The organism is Salinifilum ghardaiensis (assembly GCF_054491345.1).
This window is the reverse complement of sequence record NZ_CM137101.1, coordinates 1,843,997-1,863,832: the sequence shown is the minus strand read 5'-3', so window position 1 is coordinate 1,863,832 and position 19,836 is coordinate 1,843,997. Positions and strand designations below refer to the sequence as shown.

General features: G+C 71.7%; 16 protein-coding genes. 8 read left to right on the top strand and 8 right to left on the bottom strand.

Annotated features, from left to right (window positions below; translation table 11 throughout):
* Positions 1 to 9 precede the first annotated feature (9 nt).
* From dhbC to ACVGV0_RS08350, 5 genes are all read right to left on the bottom strand, one after another.
* Positions 10 to 1,260, bottom strand: coding sequence for an isochorismate synthase DhbC (gene dhbC / locus ACVGV0_RS08370; RefSeq protein WP_459159296.1), 1,251 nt, complete (start codon positions 1,258 to 1,260; stop codon positions 10 to 12).
* A 49-nt stretch (positions 1,261 to 1,309) separates the two neighbouring features.
* Positions 1,310 to 2,095, bottom strand: a complete 786-nt coding sequence (locus ACVGV0_RS08365) for a 2,3-dihydro-2,3-dihydroxybenzoate dehydrogenase (protein ID WP_459159295.1) — start codon at positions 2,093 to 2,095, stop codon at positions 1,310 to 1,312.
* Positions 2,096 to 2,228: 133 nt separating this feature from the next.
* Positions 2,229 to 3,605 carry a carboxyl transferase domain-containing protein gene (locus ACVGV0_RS08360; protein WP_459159294.1) on the bottom strand — a complete coding sequence of 459 codons (1,377 nt, stop codon included), beginning with the start codon at positions 3,603 to 3,605 and terminating at the stop codon, positions 2,229 to 2,231.
* Positions 3,598 to 5,040 (bottom strand): acyl-CoA synthetase, encoded by a 1,443-nt coding sequence (locus ACVGV0_RS08355; protein ID WP_459159293.1) that lies wholly within the window; start codon positions 5,038 to 5,040, stop codon positions 3,598 to 3,600. Before ACVGV0_RS08355 ends, ACVGV0_RS08360 begins: the two co-directional genes overlap by 8 nt.
* A gap of 24 nt (positions 5,041 to 5,064) precedes the next feature.
* On the bottom strand, positions 5,065 to 6,399 hold the full coding sequence (locus tag ACVGV0_RS08350; protein WP_459159292.1) for an SLC13 family permease: 1,335 nt from the start codon (positions 6,397 to 6,399) through the stop codon (positions 5,065 to 5,067).
* Positions 6,400 to 6,624: 225 nt separating this feature from the next.
* Here ACVGV0_RS08350 and ACVGV0_RS08345 point away from each other — a divergent pair, with 225 nt between their 5' ends.
* The 3 genes from ACVGV0_RS08345 to ACVGV0_RS08335 all read left to right on the top strand — a co-directional run bounded on the left by ACVGV0_RS08345 (position 6,625) and on the right by ACVGV0_RS08335 (position 10,300).
* Positions 6,625 to 7,365 carry a FadR/GntR family transcriptional regulator gene (locus tag ACVGV0_RS08345; RefSeq protein ID WP_459159291.1) on the top strand — a complete coding sequence of 247 codons (741 nt, stop codon included), beginning with the start codon at positions 6,625 to 6,627 and terminating at the stop codon, positions 7,363 to 7,365.
* A 139-nt stretch (positions 7,366 to 7,504) separates the two neighbouring features.
* Positions 7,505 to 7,993 carry a VTT domain-containing protein gene (locus ACVGV0_RS08340; protein WP_459159290.1) on the top strand — a complete coding sequence of 163 codons (489 nt, stop codon included), beginning with the start codon at positions 7,505 to 7,507 and terminating at the stop codon, positions 7,991 to 7,993.
* Between the two features lie 189 nt (positions 7,994 to 8,182).
* Positions 8,183 to 10,300, top strand: coding sequence for a catalase (locus ACVGV0_RS08335; RefSeq protein WP_459159289.1), 2,118 nt, complete (start codon positions 8,183 to 8,185; stop codon positions 10,298 to 10,300).
* 94 nt (positions 10,301 to 10,394) lie between these two features.
* Here the strand turns inward: ACVGV0_RS08335 and ACVGV0_RS08330 are convergent, their stop codons facing one another.
* Positions 10,395 to 11,144, bottom strand: coding sequence for a DUF4190 domain-containing protein (locus tag ACVGV0_RS08330; RefSeq protein ID WP_459159288.1), 750 nt, complete (start codon positions 11,142 to 11,144; stop codon positions 10,395 to 10,397).
* A 310-nt stretch (positions 11,145 to 11,454) separates the two neighbouring features.
* Here ACVGV0_RS08330 and ACVGV0_RS08325 point away from each other — a divergent pair, with 310 nt between their 5' ends.
* Positions 11,455 to 12,894: an amino acid permease gene (locus tag ACVGV0_RS08325; RefSeq protein ID WP_459159287.1), complete on the top strand. Its 1,440-nt coding sequence runs from the start codon at positions 11,455 to 11,457 to the stop codon at positions 12,892 to 12,894.
* A gap of 17 nt (positions 12,895 to 12,911) precedes the next feature.
* On the opposite strand, the gene ACVGV0_RS08320 is transcribed toward ACVGV0_RS08325, so the two are convergent.
* Positions 12,912 to 14,351, bottom strand: a complete 1,440-nt coding sequence (locus ACVGV0_RS08320; RefSeq protein WP_459159286.1) for an MFS transporter — start codon at positions 14,349 to 14,351, stop codon at positions 12,912 to 12,914.
* Positions 14,352 to 14,520: 169 nt separating this feature from the next.
* A complete protein-coding gene (locus tag ACVGV0_RS08315; RefSeq protein ID WP_459159285.1) occupies positions 14,521 to 16,188 on the bottom strand; it encodes a BCCT family transporter in 1,668 nt (555 codons plus the stop codon).
* A 260-nt stretch (positions 16,189 to 16,448) separates the two neighbouring features.
* Here ACVGV0_RS08315 and ACVGV0_RS08310 point away from each other — a divergent pair, with 260 nt between their 5' ends.
* The 4 genes from ACVGV0_RS08310 (at position 16,449) to ACVGV0_RS08295 (ending at position 19,822) form a co-directional block, all read left to right on the top strand.
* On the top strand, positions 16,449 to 17,309 hold the full coding sequence (locus ACVGV0_RS08310; RefSeq protein WP_459159284.1) for a TetR family transcriptional regulator C-terminal domain-containing protein: 861 nt from the start codon (positions 16,449 to 16,451) through the stop codon (positions 17,307 to 17,309).
* A 128-nt stretch (positions 17,310 to 17,437) separates the two neighbouring features.
* Positions 17,438 to 18,322: a beta-keto acid cleavage family enzyme gene (locus ACVGV0_RS08305; RefSeq protein WP_459159283.1), complete on the top strand. Its 885-nt coding sequence runs from the start codon at positions 17,438 to 17,440 to the stop codon at positions 18,320 to 18,322.
* An 82-nt stretch (positions 18,323 to 18,404) separates the two neighbouring features.
* Entirely contained in the window at positions 18,405 to 19,385 is a 981-nt protein-coding gene (locus ACVGV0_RS08300; protein ID WP_459159282.1) for a 3-hydroxyacyl-CoA dehydrogenase NAD-binding domain-containing protein, read from the top strand.
* Positions 19,382 to 19,822: a thioesterase family protein gene (locus tag ACVGV0_RS08295; protein ID WP_459159281.1), complete on the top strand. Its 441-nt coding sequence runs from the start codon at positions 19,382 to 19,384 to the stop codon at positions 19,820 to 19,822. The genes ACVGV0_RS08300 and ACVGV0_RS08295 overlap by 4 nt, the downstream gene beginning before the upstream one ends.
* The last annotated feature ends 14 nt before the right edge of the window (positions 19,823 to 19,836 follow it).

Genomic DNA, 19,836 nt, shown 5'->3' with positions numbered 1-19,836 from the left:
TGCGGCGCGTCACACCTGCCGGTCGAGCCCCACCGCGGACAGCGCGGTCCGCAGCTTCGCGGTGGTCTCGGCGAGCTCGGCGCTCGGGTCCGAGCCGCGGACGATGCCGGCGCCGGCGAACAGGCGCAGCACCTCGGGTTCGATGTCGGCGCAGCGGATGGCGACCACCCACTCCCCGTCCCCGTCCGCGTCGCACCAGCCGACCAGGCCCGCGTAGAAGCCGCGGTCGAACGGTTCGGCGGCGTCGATGACCTCGCGGGCCGCCTCCCCCGGCGTTCCGCACACCGCGGGCGTGGGGTGCAGGGCGGTGGCCAGTTCCAGCGAGCTCACCGCGGGATCGGCGAGCTCGCCGGTGATCTCGGTGGCCAGGTGCCACATCGTGGGGGTGCTGACCAGCGTCGGCACCTCGGGCACGTCCAGGTGCGTGCAGTAGGGGCGCAGCGTTTCGGCGACCTGCTCGACGACGGCCACGTGCTCCCGGTGTTCCTTGTCCGATGTGGATAGATCGGTGGCCAGGCGGTGGTCCTCGGCCGCGTCCGCGCCGCGCGGCCGGGAACCGGCCATGGGCTGCGACCGCACGGTCATCCCCTGGCGGGAGACGAGCAGCTCCGGGCTGGACCCGGTGAACGTCCGGCTCAGGCGCGGCGCGGCCACACCCGAGCGGGTGCCGTCCTCACCGCGGGCCGGCAGGTCCACGGCGAAGGTGTGCCCGGCGGGGTTGGCCAGGGCGAAGTTGCGCAGCACCCGGCGGGCGTCGACGGACTCGGACGTGCCCAGCTCCAGCGAGCGCGCCAGCACGGCCTTGCTCAGCTCGCCGCGCTGCATGCGGGACAGCACCCGCCGCACACCGCGCTCGTACTCGTCCGCCGAGGGGACCTCCCGCGGGGTGCAGTCGGACACGGCGGGCAGCGCCCGCTGGGGGACCACGACGTTCAGCGGCGCCGAGCGCACCAGCTCGGTGGGCATGACCAGGTGCGCGGGCAGGTTCTCGCCGAAGGGCACCGCGCCCATCACCATCGGGTTGGCCCGCCCGAAGTCCCGCGCGGCGGTGAGGAACTCGCGCACCCGTCCGGGCAGGTCGGCGCGGGCGCAGGTCAGCTTGGGAACCGTCGCGTCCACGCCGCGCCCGAGGAGCACGCCCCCCTGCGAGGCGAAGAAGACGGAGCCGCCGGGTTCGTAGAGGTCCAGCAGGCGCAGCGCCTGCTCGTCCGCGGCCAGCTCGTCGGGAACGGGCGGGTCCTGCTCGCTCGTGGTCGTCATGCGTCCCCTCGTTCTCGCACCGTTCTTGCGGGTGCCGTCCTCGGTCCGGTCAGGCACGGGGAGTCGTTCCCCCATCGACGTAGAGGTCCTGCAACGTGATGTGCTCGGCGTACCGCGACACCAGGAACACCACCGCGTCGGCGACGTTGTCCGGGGCCGCGAGGCGCCCCAGCGGAATGCCGATCTTGTAGGTCTCCGGCGAGCCGGCGATCACCCGGCGCGCACCGCCCTCGTCCGTCCACAGTGATCGCTGCATGGCCGTGTCCGTCGGTCCGGGGGAAACGACGTTGCACCGGATGCCGTCCTCGGCCAGCTCGAGGCCGAGCGACTTGGTGAACTGGGCGGCCGCGGCTTTCGACGCGGCGTAGGCGGCCATGCCGTGGCGGGGAACCCCCGCGGCGTTCGACCCGACCGTGACGATGCAGCCCCGCTGCCGCGGCACCATCCGGTCGGCGACCGCGCGGCAGGTGTGGAACACGCCGTCGGTGTTCACCGCGAAGACATGCTCCCAGTCCGCGTCGGTGAAGTCACGGACCCGCCCCGCACGCATGACCCCGGCCACATTGACCAGGGTGTCGAGCGATCCGCACTCCCGCTCGACCCGAGCGGTGAGGGCCGCCACCGCGGCGGAGTCGGTGACGTCGGCCGGGTAGTCACGCACCGCGCACCCCCGGTCCCGAGCGGCGGAACCCGCCGCGGCCAACCCCTCGGCGTTGCGGTCGACGGCGGCGACGGTCGCCCCGCGCTGCGCCAGAGCCCGCACGACGGCCGCCCCGATGCCTTGCGCAGCACCGGTCACCAGCGCCACCGTGCCCGCGATCCCGGTGTCGTCCATCGCTTCCTTCTTGGTCAGGCTAGCCTAACCTTCGTCAGGCGAACCTGAGTCTAATCCGTCAGAAGGAACATGCCAGCCCCTCATCAGGTGGCATTGATCACTAGGAGTGGTCGCGGCCGGGGAGGGCCGGAGCTCAGCCGCCGTGCACCCGGGCGAAGCCGAGCTCGGCGAGGTCCTGCGGGCGCAGCCGCATCCACCCGGCCAGCTCGCCCACCTCCTCGGCGGGCTGCTTGAGGATGCGCGCCGCCGACTCCGGCGCGATCACCGCGAAGTACGCCTCCGGCGCGATCCACGTGCTCCCGGGCGCGCACAGCGCCAGCGCCCCACCGGAACCGCCCTCCCCGACGACGAGGCTGGTCACCGGCACCCGCGCCTCGGCGACCGCGGTGAACGCCTCCGCGATCGCCGGCCCGATCCCGGCGTCCTCGGCAGCGGCGTCGTTGGCCGCACCGGGTGTGTCCACGAGCGTGAGCACCGGCAGTCCCAACCGGTCGGCGAGCCGGACCAGGCGCGCGGCCGCCCGGAACCCGGCCGGGGTGTTGGCCGTCCCCGTCTGCGCCGCGTAGGCGACCACCCGGCCGCCGCGCTCACCGACGCCGCAGCGCATGCCGTGGTCCCTCCCACCGGCCCGGTCGCCGCCGAGCTCCAGCCGGGCGTCGAAGTGGGCCCGGAGGTAGTCACCGGCGCGGGGGCGGTCGTCCGCTCGGGCGCGGACGACCGCCTCCCACCCGGTCTCCGGCGGATCCGCGCGGCCCAGCGCGGCGGGCAGCTCCGCCGGCTCCGGCCGGCCCGGCACCGCGCTCGGGTGCAGCAGGTGCACGCACTGCCGCAGCACCTCCGGCAGGTCCGCCTCGGCGACGACCTGGTCCACCTGCCCGGCGGCGAACTTGCCCTCCGCGGTGAACGACGCGTCTCCTCCACCGCTGCCACCGGAGTCGCTGCCGGGGCCGCTGACATCGCCGCGCACACGGCTGCCGCCGAAGGCGACGAGCGCACCCGGCGAGGCCAGCACCACATCGGCCGAGGCCGCCAGCGAGGCCCACATCCCGCCCGTGGTCGGGTGCCGCAGTACCGCGACGTGCGGGATCCGGTCGCGCCGCGCCCGCAGGCAGGCGTGCGCGATGTGCTGCAGCTGGCCCAGCGCGACGATCCCCTCCTGCATCCGGCTCCCGCCGGATGCCAGCAGGGTGACCACCGGCAGCCGCAGCTGGCGCGCCCGGTCGAACGCGTCGACGATGCGCGCCCCGGCACCGGCCCCCACGGAACCGCCGAGGAAGGCGAAGTCGAACGCCACGAGCACCGCTTCCCGCGCCCCGAAGCGCCCCCGCCCGCAGCGGACCGACTCCTCGTGCCCGGTGCGTTCGGCCGCGCGGTCGCGCTGCTCCGGATAGCCCGGCCAGCCCAGCGGGTCCTCCGCACCGGTCCCGGACGGAGCGGGGAACTCCTCGAACCCCCGGCACACGGCGGCGATCAGGTCGTCGGTAGCGGAGCGCGCAGCGTCCTCAGCCATGCATCAACGCCTTCTTCTGCACCTTGCCCATCTCGTTGCGGGGCAGTTCCGCCACGAACCGCACCGCGCGCGGGCGCTTGTGCGGCGTGAGCAGCCGCGCCACGTGCTCGGCCAGCTCGTCCTCGGCCGGCTGCCGCTCGCCGGCGACCACCCAGGCCACGATGCGCTCGCCCAGGTCCGGGTCGGTCTCACCGGTCACCGCGACCTCGGCGACGTCCGGGTGCTCGAGCAGGGCGTTCTCGATCTCGCCGGCGCCGATCTTGTACCCGCCGCTCTTGATGATGTCGGTGGCCTTGCGCCCGACGATGCGGAGGTAGCCGTCGGCGGCGCGGGTGGCCATGTCACCGGTGCGGAACCAGCCGTCGGCGAAGGCCTCCGCCGTCGCGTCCGGCCGGTTGAGGTACTCGGTGAACAGGTTCGACCCGCGCACGAGGATCTCGCCGACCGTCGCGTCGTCGCTGTCGCCGATCGCGGCGCCGTCCTCGTCGACGAGCTCGATCTCGACACCGGCGAAGGGCCTGCCGACGTAGCCGGCGCGGCGGTCGCCGTCGGCGCGGACACCGGCGTTCATGATCGTCTCGCTCATCCCGTAGCGCTCGACGACGCGCTGGCCGGTGAGCCGCTCGATCCGCTCGTGCTCGGTGGCCGGCAGCGGTGCCGATCCGGAGACCAGCAACCGGGCCCGCCCGACGGCTTCGCCGATCCACGGCCGCTCCTCGGCCGCCTGCGCCAGCCTGCGGTACATCGTCGGCACGCCGAACATCATCGTCGCCGGCCCGGACAGCTCCTCGGCCATCCGCTCGGCGTCGAACCTGCCCAGGTGGTGCACCGCGCCGCCGATCCGGACCGGACCGAGCGTGCCGAGGATCAGCCCGTGCACGTGGAACAGCGGCAGCGCGTGGGCGAGCACGTCGCGCTCGGTCCACTGCCACGCCTCGGCGAGCGCGTCCAGGTTCGCCCGGACGGCGCGCCGCGGCAGCACGACGCCCTTCGGCGCCCCCGTGGTGCCGGAGGTGTAGACGATGAGCGCGGGCGCCTCCCCGTCCGGTTCGGGCCGCTCGACCCAGGACTCGGCGCGCGGGTCGACCTCGTGCCGCGGGATGCCGGCCAGCGCCTCGGGGGCGGCGAACCCGGGCTGCGCCAGCAGCACCTCGGGTTCGCTGTCCCCGACGATGTGCTCGAGCTCGCGGGTGCCCACCTTCGGGTTGACCGGCACGACCGCCGCACCGGCGAGCAGTCCGCCGAGGGCGGCCACGCAGGTGTGCAGCGTGGGTTCGGCCCAGACCGCCACCCGGCGTGCCGCGCCGATCCCCTCGGCGACGGCGCCGGCCGCGCCGGCGAGTTCGCGGTAGGTCAGCGCCCCCTCGGCGAACCGCACCGCCTCGGCGTCGTCGGGTTCGTGCAACTTCGGAAACAGCACGGGCGTGCTGTCCATGACCACCTCCACGTCGCTCGCTCGTCACACCAGCCCGGGAACCACGAACACCAGCCACACCAGGGCCGGGCCCAGGGCGGTGATGGTCGCACCGTAGATCAGCAGCTGCCGGAAGAACCGGTCCCGATCCACACCCTTGGCGTTGGCCAGCACGATCGCCCCGTTCGTGGAGAACGGGGAGACGTCGACCACCGTGGACGCCAGCGCCAGCGCCACGACCATGCCGATCGGGGCGACCGCGCCCTGCTCCAGGAACGGGATCGCCAGCGGGATCAACGCCCCCATGATCCCGGTCGAGGAGGCGAACGCGGACACGATGCCGCCGATGTAGCACAGCAGCAGCGCCCCCACCAGGGGGAGGCCGATCGCGGCGACCGCCTGGCCGGTGTAGTCGATCGTGCCCATCTCCTGCAGCACGCCGACGTAGGTGAGCACGCCGCAGATGAGCAGCACGGTGGACCAGTTGACCTCGCTCGGGGCGTTCTTCGCCGAACGCGGCCACAGCAGGGTGAGCACCAGGCCCACGGTGATCGCGGCGAAGCCCACGTCGAGGCCGAACACCAGGGTGCCGATCACGAGCACGGCCAGGCCGAGCAACGTGCCCAGGCGCTCCAGGGTCAGCGGCAGCTCCTCGAGCTGCCCCGCGGCCTGCTCGCCGGAGCCGGTGCGCGTGGCGGCACCGGGCGCGTCGCCGCCGGCACCTCCCCCGCCGGCGCCTCCCCCGCCGGAGAGCGCGGCGGCCGGCCGCTCGGCGCGCAGCAGGCGCATCCCGCCGAAGGCGACGTAGGCGAACACCGCGATCGCGAGGTTGAGCACGAGGCTGCTCACGAACAGCAGCAGCGGGCTGCCCGGCAGGTCGTTGCCCTCCACGACCCCGTTGACGATGACCCCGAAAACGCTGATCGGCGAGAAGCCACCGGCCTGCGTGCCGTGCACGACCATCGCCCCCATCAGCAGCGGGTTGATGCCGTGCTTGAAGGCGAAGTTCAGCGCGATCGGCGCGATGATCGCGCAGGCGGCCGGGCTGGCCGCCCCGATCGCGGTCAGCACGGCGGCGACGCCGAACATCACCCAGGGGACGGCCGCCACGCGGCCCCCGACGAGGCGGACCGACCAGCTCACCAGCCAGTCGGTCGTGCCGTTGGCCCGGGCGATCGCGAACAGGTACGTCACGCCGACCAGCACGAGGAAGATGTCGCCGGGGAAGCCGGCGAAGATCGTCTCGTCGTCGAACCCCGCGACGAACCGGCCGACGAGGAACGCGGCGGTGAAGGCGACCACGCCCATGTTCACCGAGATGGTCGTCGCCACCACGAAGCAGGCGACGAGCGCGAGGATGGAGATGATTTCGGGCGACACTGCCCCTCCCGCTGCAGACCTGGGACGCTGTGGGCAACCCGGAGTGGTGCGCATCACCGGTTGCGCATCACCGGGTGTGCTGGATCACTGGTTGGACCACTCTCCCGGTGACGCGCGGTCCCGTCAAGCGCACGTGGTAGAACTGGTTCATCCAGTGAACCTCGCTGCGGTCGGTGGCGCTGTGCTGCCGCCGCACCGGCAGCCCCGCGGTGTCGAGGAGTAGCGGTGTCCGAGGCCTTCCGCCCGCTGGCGCGCACGCGGCTGTACGAGCAGGTGGTCGCGCGCCTGCGCGAGCACGTCACCGCTGCCGGGCTGCGCGCGGGAGACCGGCTGCCCTCCGAGCGCGAGCTGTCCGACCGCTTCGGCGTCAGCCGCGCCTCGGTGCGCCAGGCGATCGCGGCCCTGGAGGTCCAGGGCGTCGTCGAGGTGCGGCACGGGGGCGGCACCTACCTGCGCCGCGACACCGTCGAGACCGAACCCGTGGACGAACTGCTGGACCGCCAGCGCCGCCTGCCCGACGTCCTCGACGCGCGGGAGGCGCTGGAGACGAAGCTCGCCGAGCTCGCCGCGCAGCGGCGCTCCGCGGACGACCTGGTCGCGATCGACGCGGCGCTGGGCAGGATGCGCACCGAGATCGAGGAGGGCGACTTCGGCCTCGACGGCGACCGGCGGTTCCACGCCGCGGTCACCGCCGCCGCGCACAGCGACCTGCTGGCCGAGTTCATGCGGCGGCTCGACGACGACATCGCCGAGAGCCGCGCGGAGTCGCTGCGCCAACCCGACCGCCCGCAGCGCTCACTCGCCCAGCACGAGCGCATCGCCGAAGCCATCCGCGCGCAGCAGGCGCGCGCGGCCGCCACCGCGATGCGGCGCCACCTGCGCACCGTCAGCCGCGTCCGGCTGCTGGAGTGGGACCCGGGTTCCCCGGAGCAGTCGGACACGTCGGAGGCGGGCGACCCGGAGTAGCCGCGGCCACACCGCGGCCTTCCACCTCCGGGCGGGACCGGCGCGGCCAGTAGGCTTCCAGCACGCGCGCAGGTCACCGACCCCTGGGAGTTCAGCCGATGCACCGCTCACCCGCCCGGCCGCCGCGGCTGGTCGCGTGATGCTGGGGTGGTTGCTGACCACCGCGGGCACGGCCGCGCTCGGCAGCGTGTTCCCCCTGGTCAACATCGAGCTCTACCTCGTCGGCGTGCTCTCGACGGTGGACGGGGTGAGCTGGTGGCCGCTCGCGCTGGCCGCGGCGGTCGGCCAGGTCGCGGGCAAGAGCTTGCTGTACTTCGCCGGTCGCGGCAGCGTCACCCTCGGCACGCGGCTCAGCCGGCGGGTGCAGCGTCGGCGCCGGGGGCGCTGGTCGGCCTGGTTCGACGGGTTCCAGCAGCGCACCCGGCAGCAACCCTGGTGGGGCACCGGCGTGCTGATGATCAGCGCTGTCCCCGGGCTGCCGCCGTACTCGGTGATGTGCCTGCTGTCCGGCGCGGCGCGGCTGCCGCTGGTGGCGTTCCTCGGCGCGAGCCTGCTCGGCCGCTCCGGGCACTTCCTGCTCGTGGCCGCGGCTCCGGAGGTGTTCTCCGAACTGCCCGTGTTCGGGTGAGACCTGTGCCCGAGTGGTGCCCTGTGCCCAAGTGACATCCCGTGTCCGAGTGACGACCCGTGCTCGAGAGACGCGCCGTGTTCGAGTGACGGCCCGTGTTCGAGTGACGGCGCGGAGGAATAACAACCTCGGCAGCGGGAAATCCCATCCGTGGAGACTGCAATCACAAGCCGCGTGAAGGGGTGCGCAATGGCAGACGGCTCGAACGATGAGAAGCACCGCCAGCTCGACGAGGTCCGCAAGGATCCGCAGGACACCCACCTCACCACCCAGCAGGGCGTGCAGATCGACCACAGCGACGACGCCCTGACCGCGGGGGAGCGTGGCCCCACGCTGCTGGAGGACTTCCACAACCGTGAGAAGATCACGCACTTCGACCACGAGCGCATTCCGGAACGGGTCGTGCACGCTCGGGGGTCGGGGGCCTACGGCTTCTTCCAGCCCTACAGCGGGTGGTTGTCGGACTACACCGCCGCCCGGTTCCTGACCGATCCGCAGGAGCAGACCCCGGTATTCGTGCGATTCTCCACCGTGCAGGGCTCCAAGGGCTCCAACGACACCGTGCGGGACGTGCGCGGGTTCGCGACGAAGTTCTACACCAGCCAGGGCAACTACGACCTCGTCGGCAACAACATGCCGGTGTTCTTCATCCAGGACGGGATCAAGTTCCCGGACTTCGTGCACGCCGTGAAACCGGAACCGGACACCGGCATCCCGCAGGGCGCCTCGGCCCACGACACGCTCTGGGACTTCGTGCAGCTGCAGCCCGAGACGATGCACATGATGATGTGGCTGATGTCCGACCGCGCCATCCCGCGCAGCTACCGAATGATGCAGGGCTTCGGGGTGCACACCTTCCGGTTCGTCAACGCCGAGGGCAAGGCCACGTTCGTCAAGTTCCACTGGAAACCCGTGCTGGGCACGCACTCGCTGGTGTGGGACGAGACCCAGAAGGCCGCGGGCAAGAACCCCGACTTCAACCGGCAGGACCTGTGGGAGGCCATCGAGGCCGGCGACTACCCGGAGTGGGAGCTCGGGGTCCAGCTTGTCGACGAGTCCCGGGAGTTTGACTTCGACTTCGACCTGCTCGACGCCACCAAGATCATCCCGGAGGAGGAGGTGCCCGTCCAGCCGGTGGGCAAGCTCCAGCTCAACCGCAACCCGGACAACTTCTTCGCCGAGACCGAGCAGGTGGCCTTCCACACGGCCAACGTCGTGCCGGGCATCGACTTCACCAACGATCCGCTGCTGCAGGCGCGCAACTTCTCCTACCTGGACACGCAACTGATCAGGCTGGGCGGGCCGAACTTCTCGTACCTGCCGGTCAACCGCGCCATCACCGAGATCTCCACCCACCAGCGCGACGGTTTCCAGCAGAACCGGATACACACCAGCAAGGCGACGTACCACAAGAACAGCCTCTCCGGCGGGTGCCCGGCGATCGCCGGTGACGAGGAGGTGTTCCGGCACTACCAGGAGAAGGTCGAAGGCGCCAAGATCAGCAAACGCAGCGAGAGCTTCCAGGACCACTACAGCCAGGCCACCCTGTTCTGGAACAGCATGGCCCACTGGGAGAAGGACCACATCATCGCCGCGTTCCAGTTCGAGCTGGGAAAGGTCGAGCACTTCCACATCCGCGAGGGAGTCGTCGAGCACCTCAACCACGTCGATCACGAGCTGGCCAGGTCGGTCGCCGAAGGCATCGGCGTCACACCCCCGGCCGAGGCCGTCCGCACTAACCACGGCAAGAGCTCCCCCGCGCTGAGCCAGGCGAACACGGTCATGGACACGGTCGCCACGCGGCAGGTCGCGGTGCTGGCCGCGGACGGCGTCTCGGCGGGCGAGGTGGTCGCGGTCCGGGAGCGGCTGACCGGCCAGGGCGCGCACGTCGACGTGCTCGCCCCGCGCGAGGGCACGCTGCGCGGCGACGACGGCGACGAGGTGGCGGTGGACCACGGCATGCGCACGACGGCCTCGGTCATCTACGACGCGGTGTTCGTGCCCGGCGGCGAGGAGAGCGTGCGGACGCTGTCCGGCGACGGTTACGCGGTGCACTTCCTCGCCGAGGCGTACCGGCACCACAAGCCGGTGGCCGCCAGCGGCGCGGGCGTCTCGCTGCTGCGGCAGGCCACCGTGGACACCGTGCGCACGGCGCAGACCGGCGGCGACGGCGTGGTCGTCGACCAGGGCGCGGTCACCGCGTCCGACACCGGCGGGAGCCTGCCGGAGCAGTTCACCGAGGAGCTCACCGGTGCGCTCACCCGCCACCGCGTGTGGGACCGCAACACCGAGCCCGTGCCGGGCTGAGCGGAGGCTCAGGTGCGCACCGCCGCGCACACCGATTCCACAACGGTTCGCGTCCTACCCGGTGCACCGGGTAGGACGCGAACCGCGCTGCGGTTCAGAACTCGCCGGTGAAGTACGCGGTCTCCGCGGCAAACGCGTTTGGCTGCACCGAGAGGCGGAATTCGCCCGGGGCGGCGCCCACTTCGTAGACCGCCGTGAACGTGGTCTCCCCGCCCGGCGGGATCTGCGCGTCGGGCAGCGGGTCGCCCGCCATATGGTTCTGCTGGGCGACCCTCCCGTTGTGTTGAGCGGTCAGCTCCGTCTGCATCACCTGGTGCTCCGCGTCTCCACCGTTGCGGATCGTCACGTCGACCGAGGCGTAGCGCTTTCCTTCCGGCGCTGCCAGGAACTCGTTGTCCGGGGTGTATTCGGTCGGAGTCGAGACGGTAACGGTCTCACCGCCCTGCCACGTGTGCGATTCACCGAAGGACAGCGTGGTCGACTCGTTCCCCTTCTGCCCGCCGTTTCCGGGCGAGGCCGTCTGCGTGCTGCCCGCCTCCGCGCTCCGGCCGCCGTTCAGCTCCTCGTCGAGGCTCACGGCGAATCCACCGAACACCGCAGTGCTGACGACGATCGCCGCGGCGCCCAGGCCGAGCCCCGTCCAAGCGACTCCGGAGTTCGTCGCCTGGCCCTTCCGCGTACGCAGCCCACCGACGATGCCGAATATCAGCGCGAGAACGCCGAGGAGGAATCCGAAGAACCCGATGATCGGGATGAAGGCCAGCACGAGGCCGATGATCCCGAGCGTGAGCGCAGCTGTCCCCAGACCGTTGCGCGGCTGAGTTTGCGGGCCGCCGTAGTTCACGATCCTGCCTTTCCAGTGACGGGTCTACCAGCAGGCTGCCGCCCCGTGCTGCGCACGACGCACCGACCATCCCGAATGCGACGTACGCCTGCTTGGGCCGCCATGACCGGATTTCATGATCAACATACCAGTGACGCAGCAGGTTACCGCGGCGACGTTCGGTGAGGATTCCGCCGAACCCCTGCCCGGTGCTTTCACTCCCCGCGCCCGGCTCCGCCCGGCGGGCGCGGAGAACCTCGCGCGTCCCTCGTGGTCGCGGTGATACGCCGCGCCCCCTGCGCGCCTTGCCCGCGTGATCTACGGTTCCGGCGTGGATCTGCTGCGCACGCTCCCGGTCGAGGACGTCCTGGAACGCACCCGCACCGGCACGCTGGTCCGCCGCCTGCGCGGGCGCGACCTCGTCGGCTTCGGGGTCGGCATCATCGTGGGCACGGGCATCTTCACGCTCACCGGCGTGGAGGCGAAGCAGCACGCCGGTCCCGCCGTGGTGCTGTCCTTCCTCATCGGCGGGGTCGTGGCCGCCCTCGCAGCGCTGTGCTACGCCGAACTCGCCTCGTCCGTGCCGACCGCGGGCAGCGCCTACACCTACGCCTACGCCGCGCTCGGTGAGATCTTCGCCTGGATCATCGGTTGGGACCTGCTGCTCGAGTTCGCGCTCGGTGCCGCGGTGGTCTCCCGCAGCTGGTCGGCCTACGTGGCCAGCCTGCTGCACCTGCCGCAGCAGTGGTTCGGCGAGGACGCGGCGATCAACCTCGGCGCCGTCGCGATCCTCGCCGTGCTGGCGACCGTGGTCGTCACGGGCATCCGGCAGTCCTCGTGGGCGACGAACGCGCTCGTGGTCATCAAGGTCGCCGTGTGCGTGCTCCTCGTCGCCGCGGGGCTGTTCTTCGTCCGCACCGCCAACCTGACTCCGTTCATCCCGCCGCCCCAACCGGCACCGGAGACGACCACGGTGCTGGGCCAGCCGCTCCTCGAAGCCGCGCTGGGCATCGGGCAGACGATGTACGGCCTCGGCGGGGTGCTCACCGCCGCGGCGGTCGTGTTCTTCGCCTACACCGGCTTCGAAGCGCTCGCCAACCTCGGCGAGGAGACCCGTCACCCGCGCCGCGACCTCCCCGTGGGCCTGCTCGGCAGCCTGGCGCTGTGCACGGCGCTGTACATCGGGGTGGCGCTGGTGCTGACCGCGATGGTGGACTACCGCCGCATCGACGAGGGCGCGCCGCTGGCGGCCGCGTTCCACACCGTGGGCCAGCCCTGGATGGCGGCGGTGATCGCGCTCGGCGCGGTGACCGGGCTGACCTCGGTGATGCTGGTCCAGCTGGTCACCATCGGTCGCATCGGCTTCGCCATGGCACGCGACGGCCTGCTCCCGCGGCCGCTGGCGCGGGTGCACGGCCGGTGGGGCACACCGCACCGCGTCACCATCGGCGGGACCGCGCTGATCATGCTGCTGGCGGGTTTCGTGCCGATCTCCGAGCTGGCCGACATGGTCAGCATCGGCGCGCTCTCCGGGATGCTCATCGTCGCCCTGGCGGTGCCGGTGCTGCGGCGGACGAAACCGGGCATGGAACGTCCGGTGCGCGTACCGCTGTCGCCCCTGCTGCCGATCGCGACCGCGCTGGCGTGCCTGTACCTCATGGTGAACCTGGACGTGCTGACCTGGATCCGCTTCGCCGCGTGGCTGGTGCTCGGCCTCGTGCTGTACCTGGCGTACGGCTACCGCCACGCCCGGCTGGGCCGGCGTTCGTGAGGATCACCGGGCGGGCGCTACCGGGCGTGCGGCTGCGCGCTCGCCCGGCTGCCCTTGACGAGGTCGACCGCGGCGACGACCAGCGCCGCGGCGACGAACACCACCGACACCCACAGCCCGTGCGTGATCGCCGTGGTGTAGCCGCCCGCGGCCAGGGCGTGGAAGAACACCCCGGAGGCCGCGGCGATCCCCAGGGAGGATCCGATGCGCTGGCCGGTCTGCTGCACCCCGGCGGCCGTGCCGCCGGACTCCGGGTCGATCTCGCTGAGCGTGACCGTCTGGTTCGGCGAGATCACCAGGCCGCTGCCCGCCCCGGCCAGCAGCAGCGGCAGCGCGATGGCTCCCCCGGCCCACGGTCCGGGGGCGGCGGCCAGCACCACGTCGGTGACGAGCAGCCCCAGCAGCGCCGCGCACAGGCCGACCGCGACGAGGCGGCGCCCGAACCGCGCGACCAGGCGCCCGCCGACGACCGAGGAGACCGCGGAGCCCACGGCGAACGGGGTGAGCGACAGCCCCGCCTGCAGCGCCGTGTAGTCGAGGCCGCGCTGCAGGTACACGGCGAGCACGAAGAAGATCCCGGTGAACCCGGCGAAGTACAGCAGCGCCAGCAGCGTCCCGAAGGCGTAGCTGCGGATCCGCAGCAGCCGCAGGTCGACCAGCGGTGCGTTGCCCGCCGACCGGTAGCGCTGCTCCCAGGCGACGAACGCGGCCAGCAGCACCGGCGCGACCACGAGCAGGTACCACGGTGTTCCGCTCCCGCTCTCCAGCTCGACCAGCGGCAGCAGCAGGCACACGAGCCCGGCGCCGAGCAGCGCCACGCCGACGAGGTCCAGCGAGTTCCCGCCCGCCTGCGGGCGGTCGCGCGGCAGCACCCGCAGTCCGTAGAGCAGGGCGAGCGCGCCGATGGGCAGGTTGACGAAGAAGATCCAGCGCCACCCGTTCTCCGCCCCGGCGAGCTCGATGATGAGCCCGCCGAGCATCGGGCCGATCGCGGTGGACACGCCGATGACGGCGCCGAACAGGCCGAAGGCCTTGCCGCGCTCGCGCCCGTGGAACATCTGCTGCATCAGCCCGAGCACCTGCGGGTTGAGGATGCCGCCGGCAGCGCCCTGGGCCAGGCGCGCGAGCACCAGCCACAGGCCGCTCTGCGCGAAGCCGGCAGCAGCGCTGGCGAGGGTGAACAGCGCGAGGGCGAGCAGGAACATGCGGCCGCGCCCGTGGTCGTCGCCGATGCGGCCCGCGGGGACGAGCACGAGCCCGAACGTCAGCGCGTAGCCGGACACCACCCAGGACAGGGCGCTGGCCGGGGCGTCGAGGCCCTGCTGGATGGACGGCAGCGCCACGTTCACGATGCTCACGTCCAGCAGGGTCATGAAGCCGGCCGCCAGGCAGAGCACGAGCACCGGCCAGCGGTTCCGCTCCGTCGCGGCGGTCTCGCTCGTCCTGCCGAGCTGCATCCCGGGGTCCCCTTTCGGTCAATCCGCACACCCGGCACCCAGGATCGCCCGGACGGTTGGAACACGCGAACACGGGGTGCGCCGCCTGCTCGCCCGCATGTGCTGGGCAGGAACGGTGGTGCACCGCGCTGCTCCCCGCGGCGGCGCTGCCGCGGGGAGCAGCTGTACCTCAGCGCACGGCCGCGCGCTCCGCGGTGTCCGGGGTTTCCGGGGCGGCCTCGCCGGTCGCGGCGCCGGTGGCGGCCTCCGCGCCGGTCCCGCTCGCGGTCCCGGCACCGCGTCCCCGCGGCGGTGTGGTGTCCAGCACGCCCGCGCGCTCATCGGCGACCAGGGCCCGCCAGAAGGAGACGGCGACGATGGCCAGCACGAAGATCAGCGGGAACGCGGTGATGATCGACAGGGTCTGCAGCGCGTCCAACCCGCCGGCGTACATCAGCGCCACGGACACGCCGGAGAGCACGACCGCCCAGAACACGCGGTGCCAGCGCGCCGGGTCGGCGTCGCGCGGCAGGTGCCGCGTCGCCGCGGCGGCCATGGTGTAGGCCGAGGAGTCCAGCGTCGTGGCCAGGAACACCATCAGCAGCACGAGGAACAGGCCGAGCGCGACGCCGCCCCACGGCATCGCGAGCAGCGTCGCCACGATGCCCGCGGTGTCGCCCTGCTGCGCGACGATGCCCGCCACCGGCAGCACGTCGCGGACCTCGTAGAACAGGCCGGTGTTGCCCATGAGCATGAACGACAGCCAGCACCCGGCGCTGCCGCCGAAGCACATCGCCGCGATCATGCCGCGGATCGTCCGCCCCTTGGAGATCTTGGCCACGAACAGGCCGACGAACGGGGCGTAGGAGATCCACCAGCCCCAGTAGAAGATCGTCCAGTCCTCCTCGAACCCGGAGCCGCCGACCGGGTCGGTGTAGAAGCTCATCTCGAGGAAGTTGTTCAGCAGGATGCCGAGGCTGTTGGTCGCCGTGTCGATCATGAACACGGTGGGCCCGGCGACGAGCAGGAACAGCGCGAACACGCCGGCGATGCCGAGGTTGGCGTTGGCCAGGCGCTTCAGACCGCGCTGCAATCCGAAGTAGACACTGCAACCGAACAGCAGCGTCCAGACGGCGATCACCCCGATGTCCAGCCCGATGCCCTTGTCCACCGGGAAGATGGTGGAAGCACCTTCGGATATGACCGGAACCTCGAGTCCCAGCGAGGTACCGGCGGCACCGATCAACCCGAAGATGAACAGCACGTCGATGACTTTGCCGAGCCAGCCGTCGACGCGGTCGCCGAGGACTCCGCGGCAGGCTTCGCTCAGCCGCAGCGTCGGCCGCTTGCGCACGTGGTAGAGGTACGACAGGGCCAGCGCGGGCAGGCAGAACAGCGCCCACGCGGTCGGACCCCAGTGGAACAGCGGGTAGGTCGCCGCCCAGTGCGCCGCTTCGACGCTGTGCGGATCCATCTGCCGCGGGGGGTCGTTGTAGTAGTAGGCCCACTCGATGATGCCCCAGTACATGATGCCGCCGCCGATGGCGGCGGTGAAGATCATGCCGAGCCACGCGACGAGCGAGTGGTCGGGCCTGTCCGCGGCGTCGCCGAACTTCACCCGGCCGAAGCGGCTGAAGGCCAGGCAGGCCAGCAGTCCGGCCAGGGCGGCCGCCGCCAGGAGGTACAGCCACCCGAACTGCCCGCCGAGGAAGCTCAGCACGGCGTCCAGGGCGGCCATGCCGCGCTCCGGCGCGATCATCACGGGTACGCAGACGATCGCGACCAATATCAGCGCGAACCAGAAAACCTGTCTGTCGATCCGGATCTCTCCGGTCGCGATACCGATGGCTTCGAGCACCTCCCAGGTCTCCCCTGCGGGACGGTCCCGCAGGGGCGGGCTCGCTCCGCCGCCGGTCCGGCGTTGCGAGTCGACTGATGAATCAGTCGTTGAATCGCACCAGACCGTGGATCTGCCGCGCGGAATCGGTCAATACGGAAGCAGAATCCATCACACCAGGACGTTTCCCGCTTCGACATCGCGGCGGCAGCCGGTCAGGTATCCCATGAGTCTGCACCGGCATTGCGATAATCGCAATACCCCTGCTACGGTCTTCCACTGTGCAGGACACGACAGCCGAACTGCGTCATCGCGTCCGGGAGGTCTTGCGGACCTACCCCGGAAGCCAGCGGGCCTTCGCCGGCGAAGTCGGACTCGACCCGACGAAGTTGTCGAAGTCCCTCGCGGGCACCCGGCGGTTCACCGCCACCGAGCTCAAGCAGATCGCCGAGGTCGGTGACGTCACGGTCAACTGGCTGATCAACGGCGCCGACGACGTCGAAACCGTCGCGGCGATCCCGCAGCGCACGGCCAAGGTGGACGGATCCCTCGAGGGCTCCGCCGAAGCCGGGCGCTACCAGCAGATCCTCGACGCGGCGTGGACGCTGATCGCCGAGCGGGGCTTCCACGCGGTGCGCGTGTCCGACGTGGCGCGCGCGTGCGGAACCTCCTCGGCGACGATCCACTACCACTTCCCCGGCCGGGACGACCTGCTCACCGCGACGTTGCGCTACGCGGTGCGGCTGGCCTTCGACCGGCAGGTCGCGGAGCTGCACGCCATCGCCGACGCGCACGAGCGGCTGCTGCGCCTGGTCGAGCTGCAGCTGCCCACCCCGGGGCTGCTCCGGCAGGAGTGGTCCATCTGGCTGCAGGTCTGGAACGAGAGCTCGCTCAACCCGAACCTGCAGGTCCTGCACAGCGACTCGTACGCGCGGTGGCACGACACCATCGCGCGGACCATCCGGGAGGGGCAGCAGCAGGGCGTGTTCGTCGAGCGGGACGCCGACGCGCTCACCGCCGCTCTGGCAGCGCTCGTCGACGGGCTGGGCATCCAGGTGATGACCGGCCGCCCCGGCCGCTCGGTGGACGGCATGCGCGAGCTGCTGCGCGATTTCGTCGAGCGCGACGTCGTGCGGCACTGACACCGCCCGCCGAACGGCCCAACGCCCCGCCATCCGGGCGAAACCACACGACAACCCACCACCGCAGCACGAACCGACCGCCTCACCGATCCGGTCGGCAGGTGCCGTCGTATCCAAGGAGGTCCACCGTGGACAACCCCGTCATCCTGACAGCAGCGCTCACCGGCGCCGGAGACACGACGAAGAGGAGCGAGCACGTCCCCGTCACGCCGGAGCAGATCGCCACCTCCGCGGTCGACGCGGCCAACGCCGGCGCCTCGGTGGTGCACATCCACGTGCGCGATGTGGACACCGGGGCGGGATCGCGCGAGACCGCGCTGTACCGCGAGGTCGTGCACCGCATCAAGGAGACCGGCGTCGACGTGGTCATCAACCTCACCGCCGGCATGGGCGGTGACCTCGTCATCGACCAGGAGGACCCGCTCAAGCCGGTGGACGGAACCGACCTGGTCAACGGTCTCGACCGGCTGCCGCACGTGGCGGAGCTGCTGCCGGACATCTGCACGATGGACTGCGGTTCGCTCAACTTCGGCGAAGGCAGCCAGCTCTACATCTCCACTCCGGACATGCTCCGCGCGGGTGCCCGCCGCATCCAGGAGCTCGGCGTCAAGCCGGAGCTCGAGATCTTCGACACCGGCCAGATGTGGTTCGCCACCCGGCTCATCGAGGAAGGCCTCATCGACGACCCGGCGCTGTTCCAGCTGTGCATGGGCATCCCGTACGGCGCCCCGGCGGACCCGGCCGTGCTGCAGTCCATGGTGGGCATGATGCCGGCGGGGGCGAACTGGGCGAGCTTCGGCATCGGCCGCAACCAGCTTCCCTGGGTGGGTCTCACCGCGGCGCTGGGCGGCAACGTCCGCGTCGGCCTGGAGGACAACCTCTACCTGAGCAAGGGGGTCAAGGCCACCAACGCCCAGCTCGTCGAGCGCGCTGTGACGATCGTCGAGGGCATGGGCGGCAAGATCGCCACCCCCGACGAGGCGCGGACCAAGCTCGGCCTGCCGCGCGCTTGAGAACCCGTTCCGGAACCCCCTCCGCTGCGAGCGGGGTCCCGGAACGGGCTCTCCCCACCCGTTCTCACCGAAAGGAAAGCACGTGTCCGACAACACTCCCGCCGCGGAGGCGGTGCGCCGGGTCGCCTGCATCGGTGCCGGTGTCATCGGCGGCGGCTGGGTCGCCCACTTCCTCGCCCGCGGCTACCACGTGACCGCGTGGGACCCGGCCCCCGACGCCGAGGCCAAGCTCACCCGGCTCGTCGACGCGGCCTGGCCCGCGCTGACCGAGCTCGGCCTGTCCCCGGGCGCCTCGCGGAGGAACCTGACCGTGGCGTCCACATTGGAGCAAGCCGTCGCCGAGGCGGAATTCGTCCAGGAGAGCGCCCCGGAGGACCTCGAGGTCAAGCGGGACCTGCTGGCCCGCATCGACGCCGCCACCCCGGCCGGTGTCGTCGTCTCCTCGTCCACCTCGGGCTACGGCATGACCGAGATGCAGCCGGACAGCCCCCACCCCGAGCGGCTCGTCGTCGGGCACCCGTTCAACCCCCCGTACCTCATCCCGCTCGTCGAGGTGGTGGGTGGTGAGCGCACCGAGCAGTGGGCCGTCGACTGGGCCGGCCGCTTCTTCGAGAGCGCCGGCAAGTCCGTGATCACCATGGACCGCGAGGTCCCCGGCTTCATCGCCAACCGCCTGCAGGAGGCGATCTGGCGGGAGGCGCTGCACATGGTGGCCAACGGCGAAGCCACCGTGGAGCAGATCGACCGGTCGATCACCGAGGGCCCCGGTCTGCGCTGGCCCCTGTTCGGGCCGTGCCTGACCTTCCACCTGGCCGGCGGCGAGGGCGGGATGGCGCACATGCTCGACCACTTCGGCCCCTCGCTGCAGTCCCCGTGGACCAGGTTGCAGGCACCGGAGCTCACCTCGGAGCTGCGCGAGCGCATGGTCTCGGGCTGCGCCGAGGCTTCCGACGAGCGCAGCATCCCTGAGATGGTGGCCGAGCGCGACCGCGCGGTGATCGCCGTCATGCGCGCGATCGGGCAGGTCCGCGGACAGCAGGGCGAGCAGGAGGACGCCGCATGACCCGACTGGCACCGCTGCACCAGCAGGTCCGTCCCGAGTGGATCGACTACAACGGCCACCTGACCGAGGGGTACTACGGCGTCGTGTTCGGGCACGCCAGCGACAACGTGCTGGAGCAGCTCGGCTTCGACGCCGACTACCGCGAGCGCACCGGCTGCTCGGTCTACACGGTGGAGGCGCACGTGCGCTTCCTGCGGGAGGTCCCGCCGGACTCGGACCTGGTCGTGACCAGCCGCGTCGTCGAGGCCGGTGGGAAGAAGCTGCGCGTGTGCCACGAGATGCACGCCGGCGAGCAGCTCCGGGCCACCCAGGAGGCCATGCTCGTGCACGTGGACAGCACAGCGGGCAGGGCGGCACCGTTCCCCGACGGGATCGCCGAGGAGCTCGCGCGGCACGTCGAACCGCTGCCCGACTACGCGGGGCGCGCGATCAGCTGACCCCGGCTCGCGCC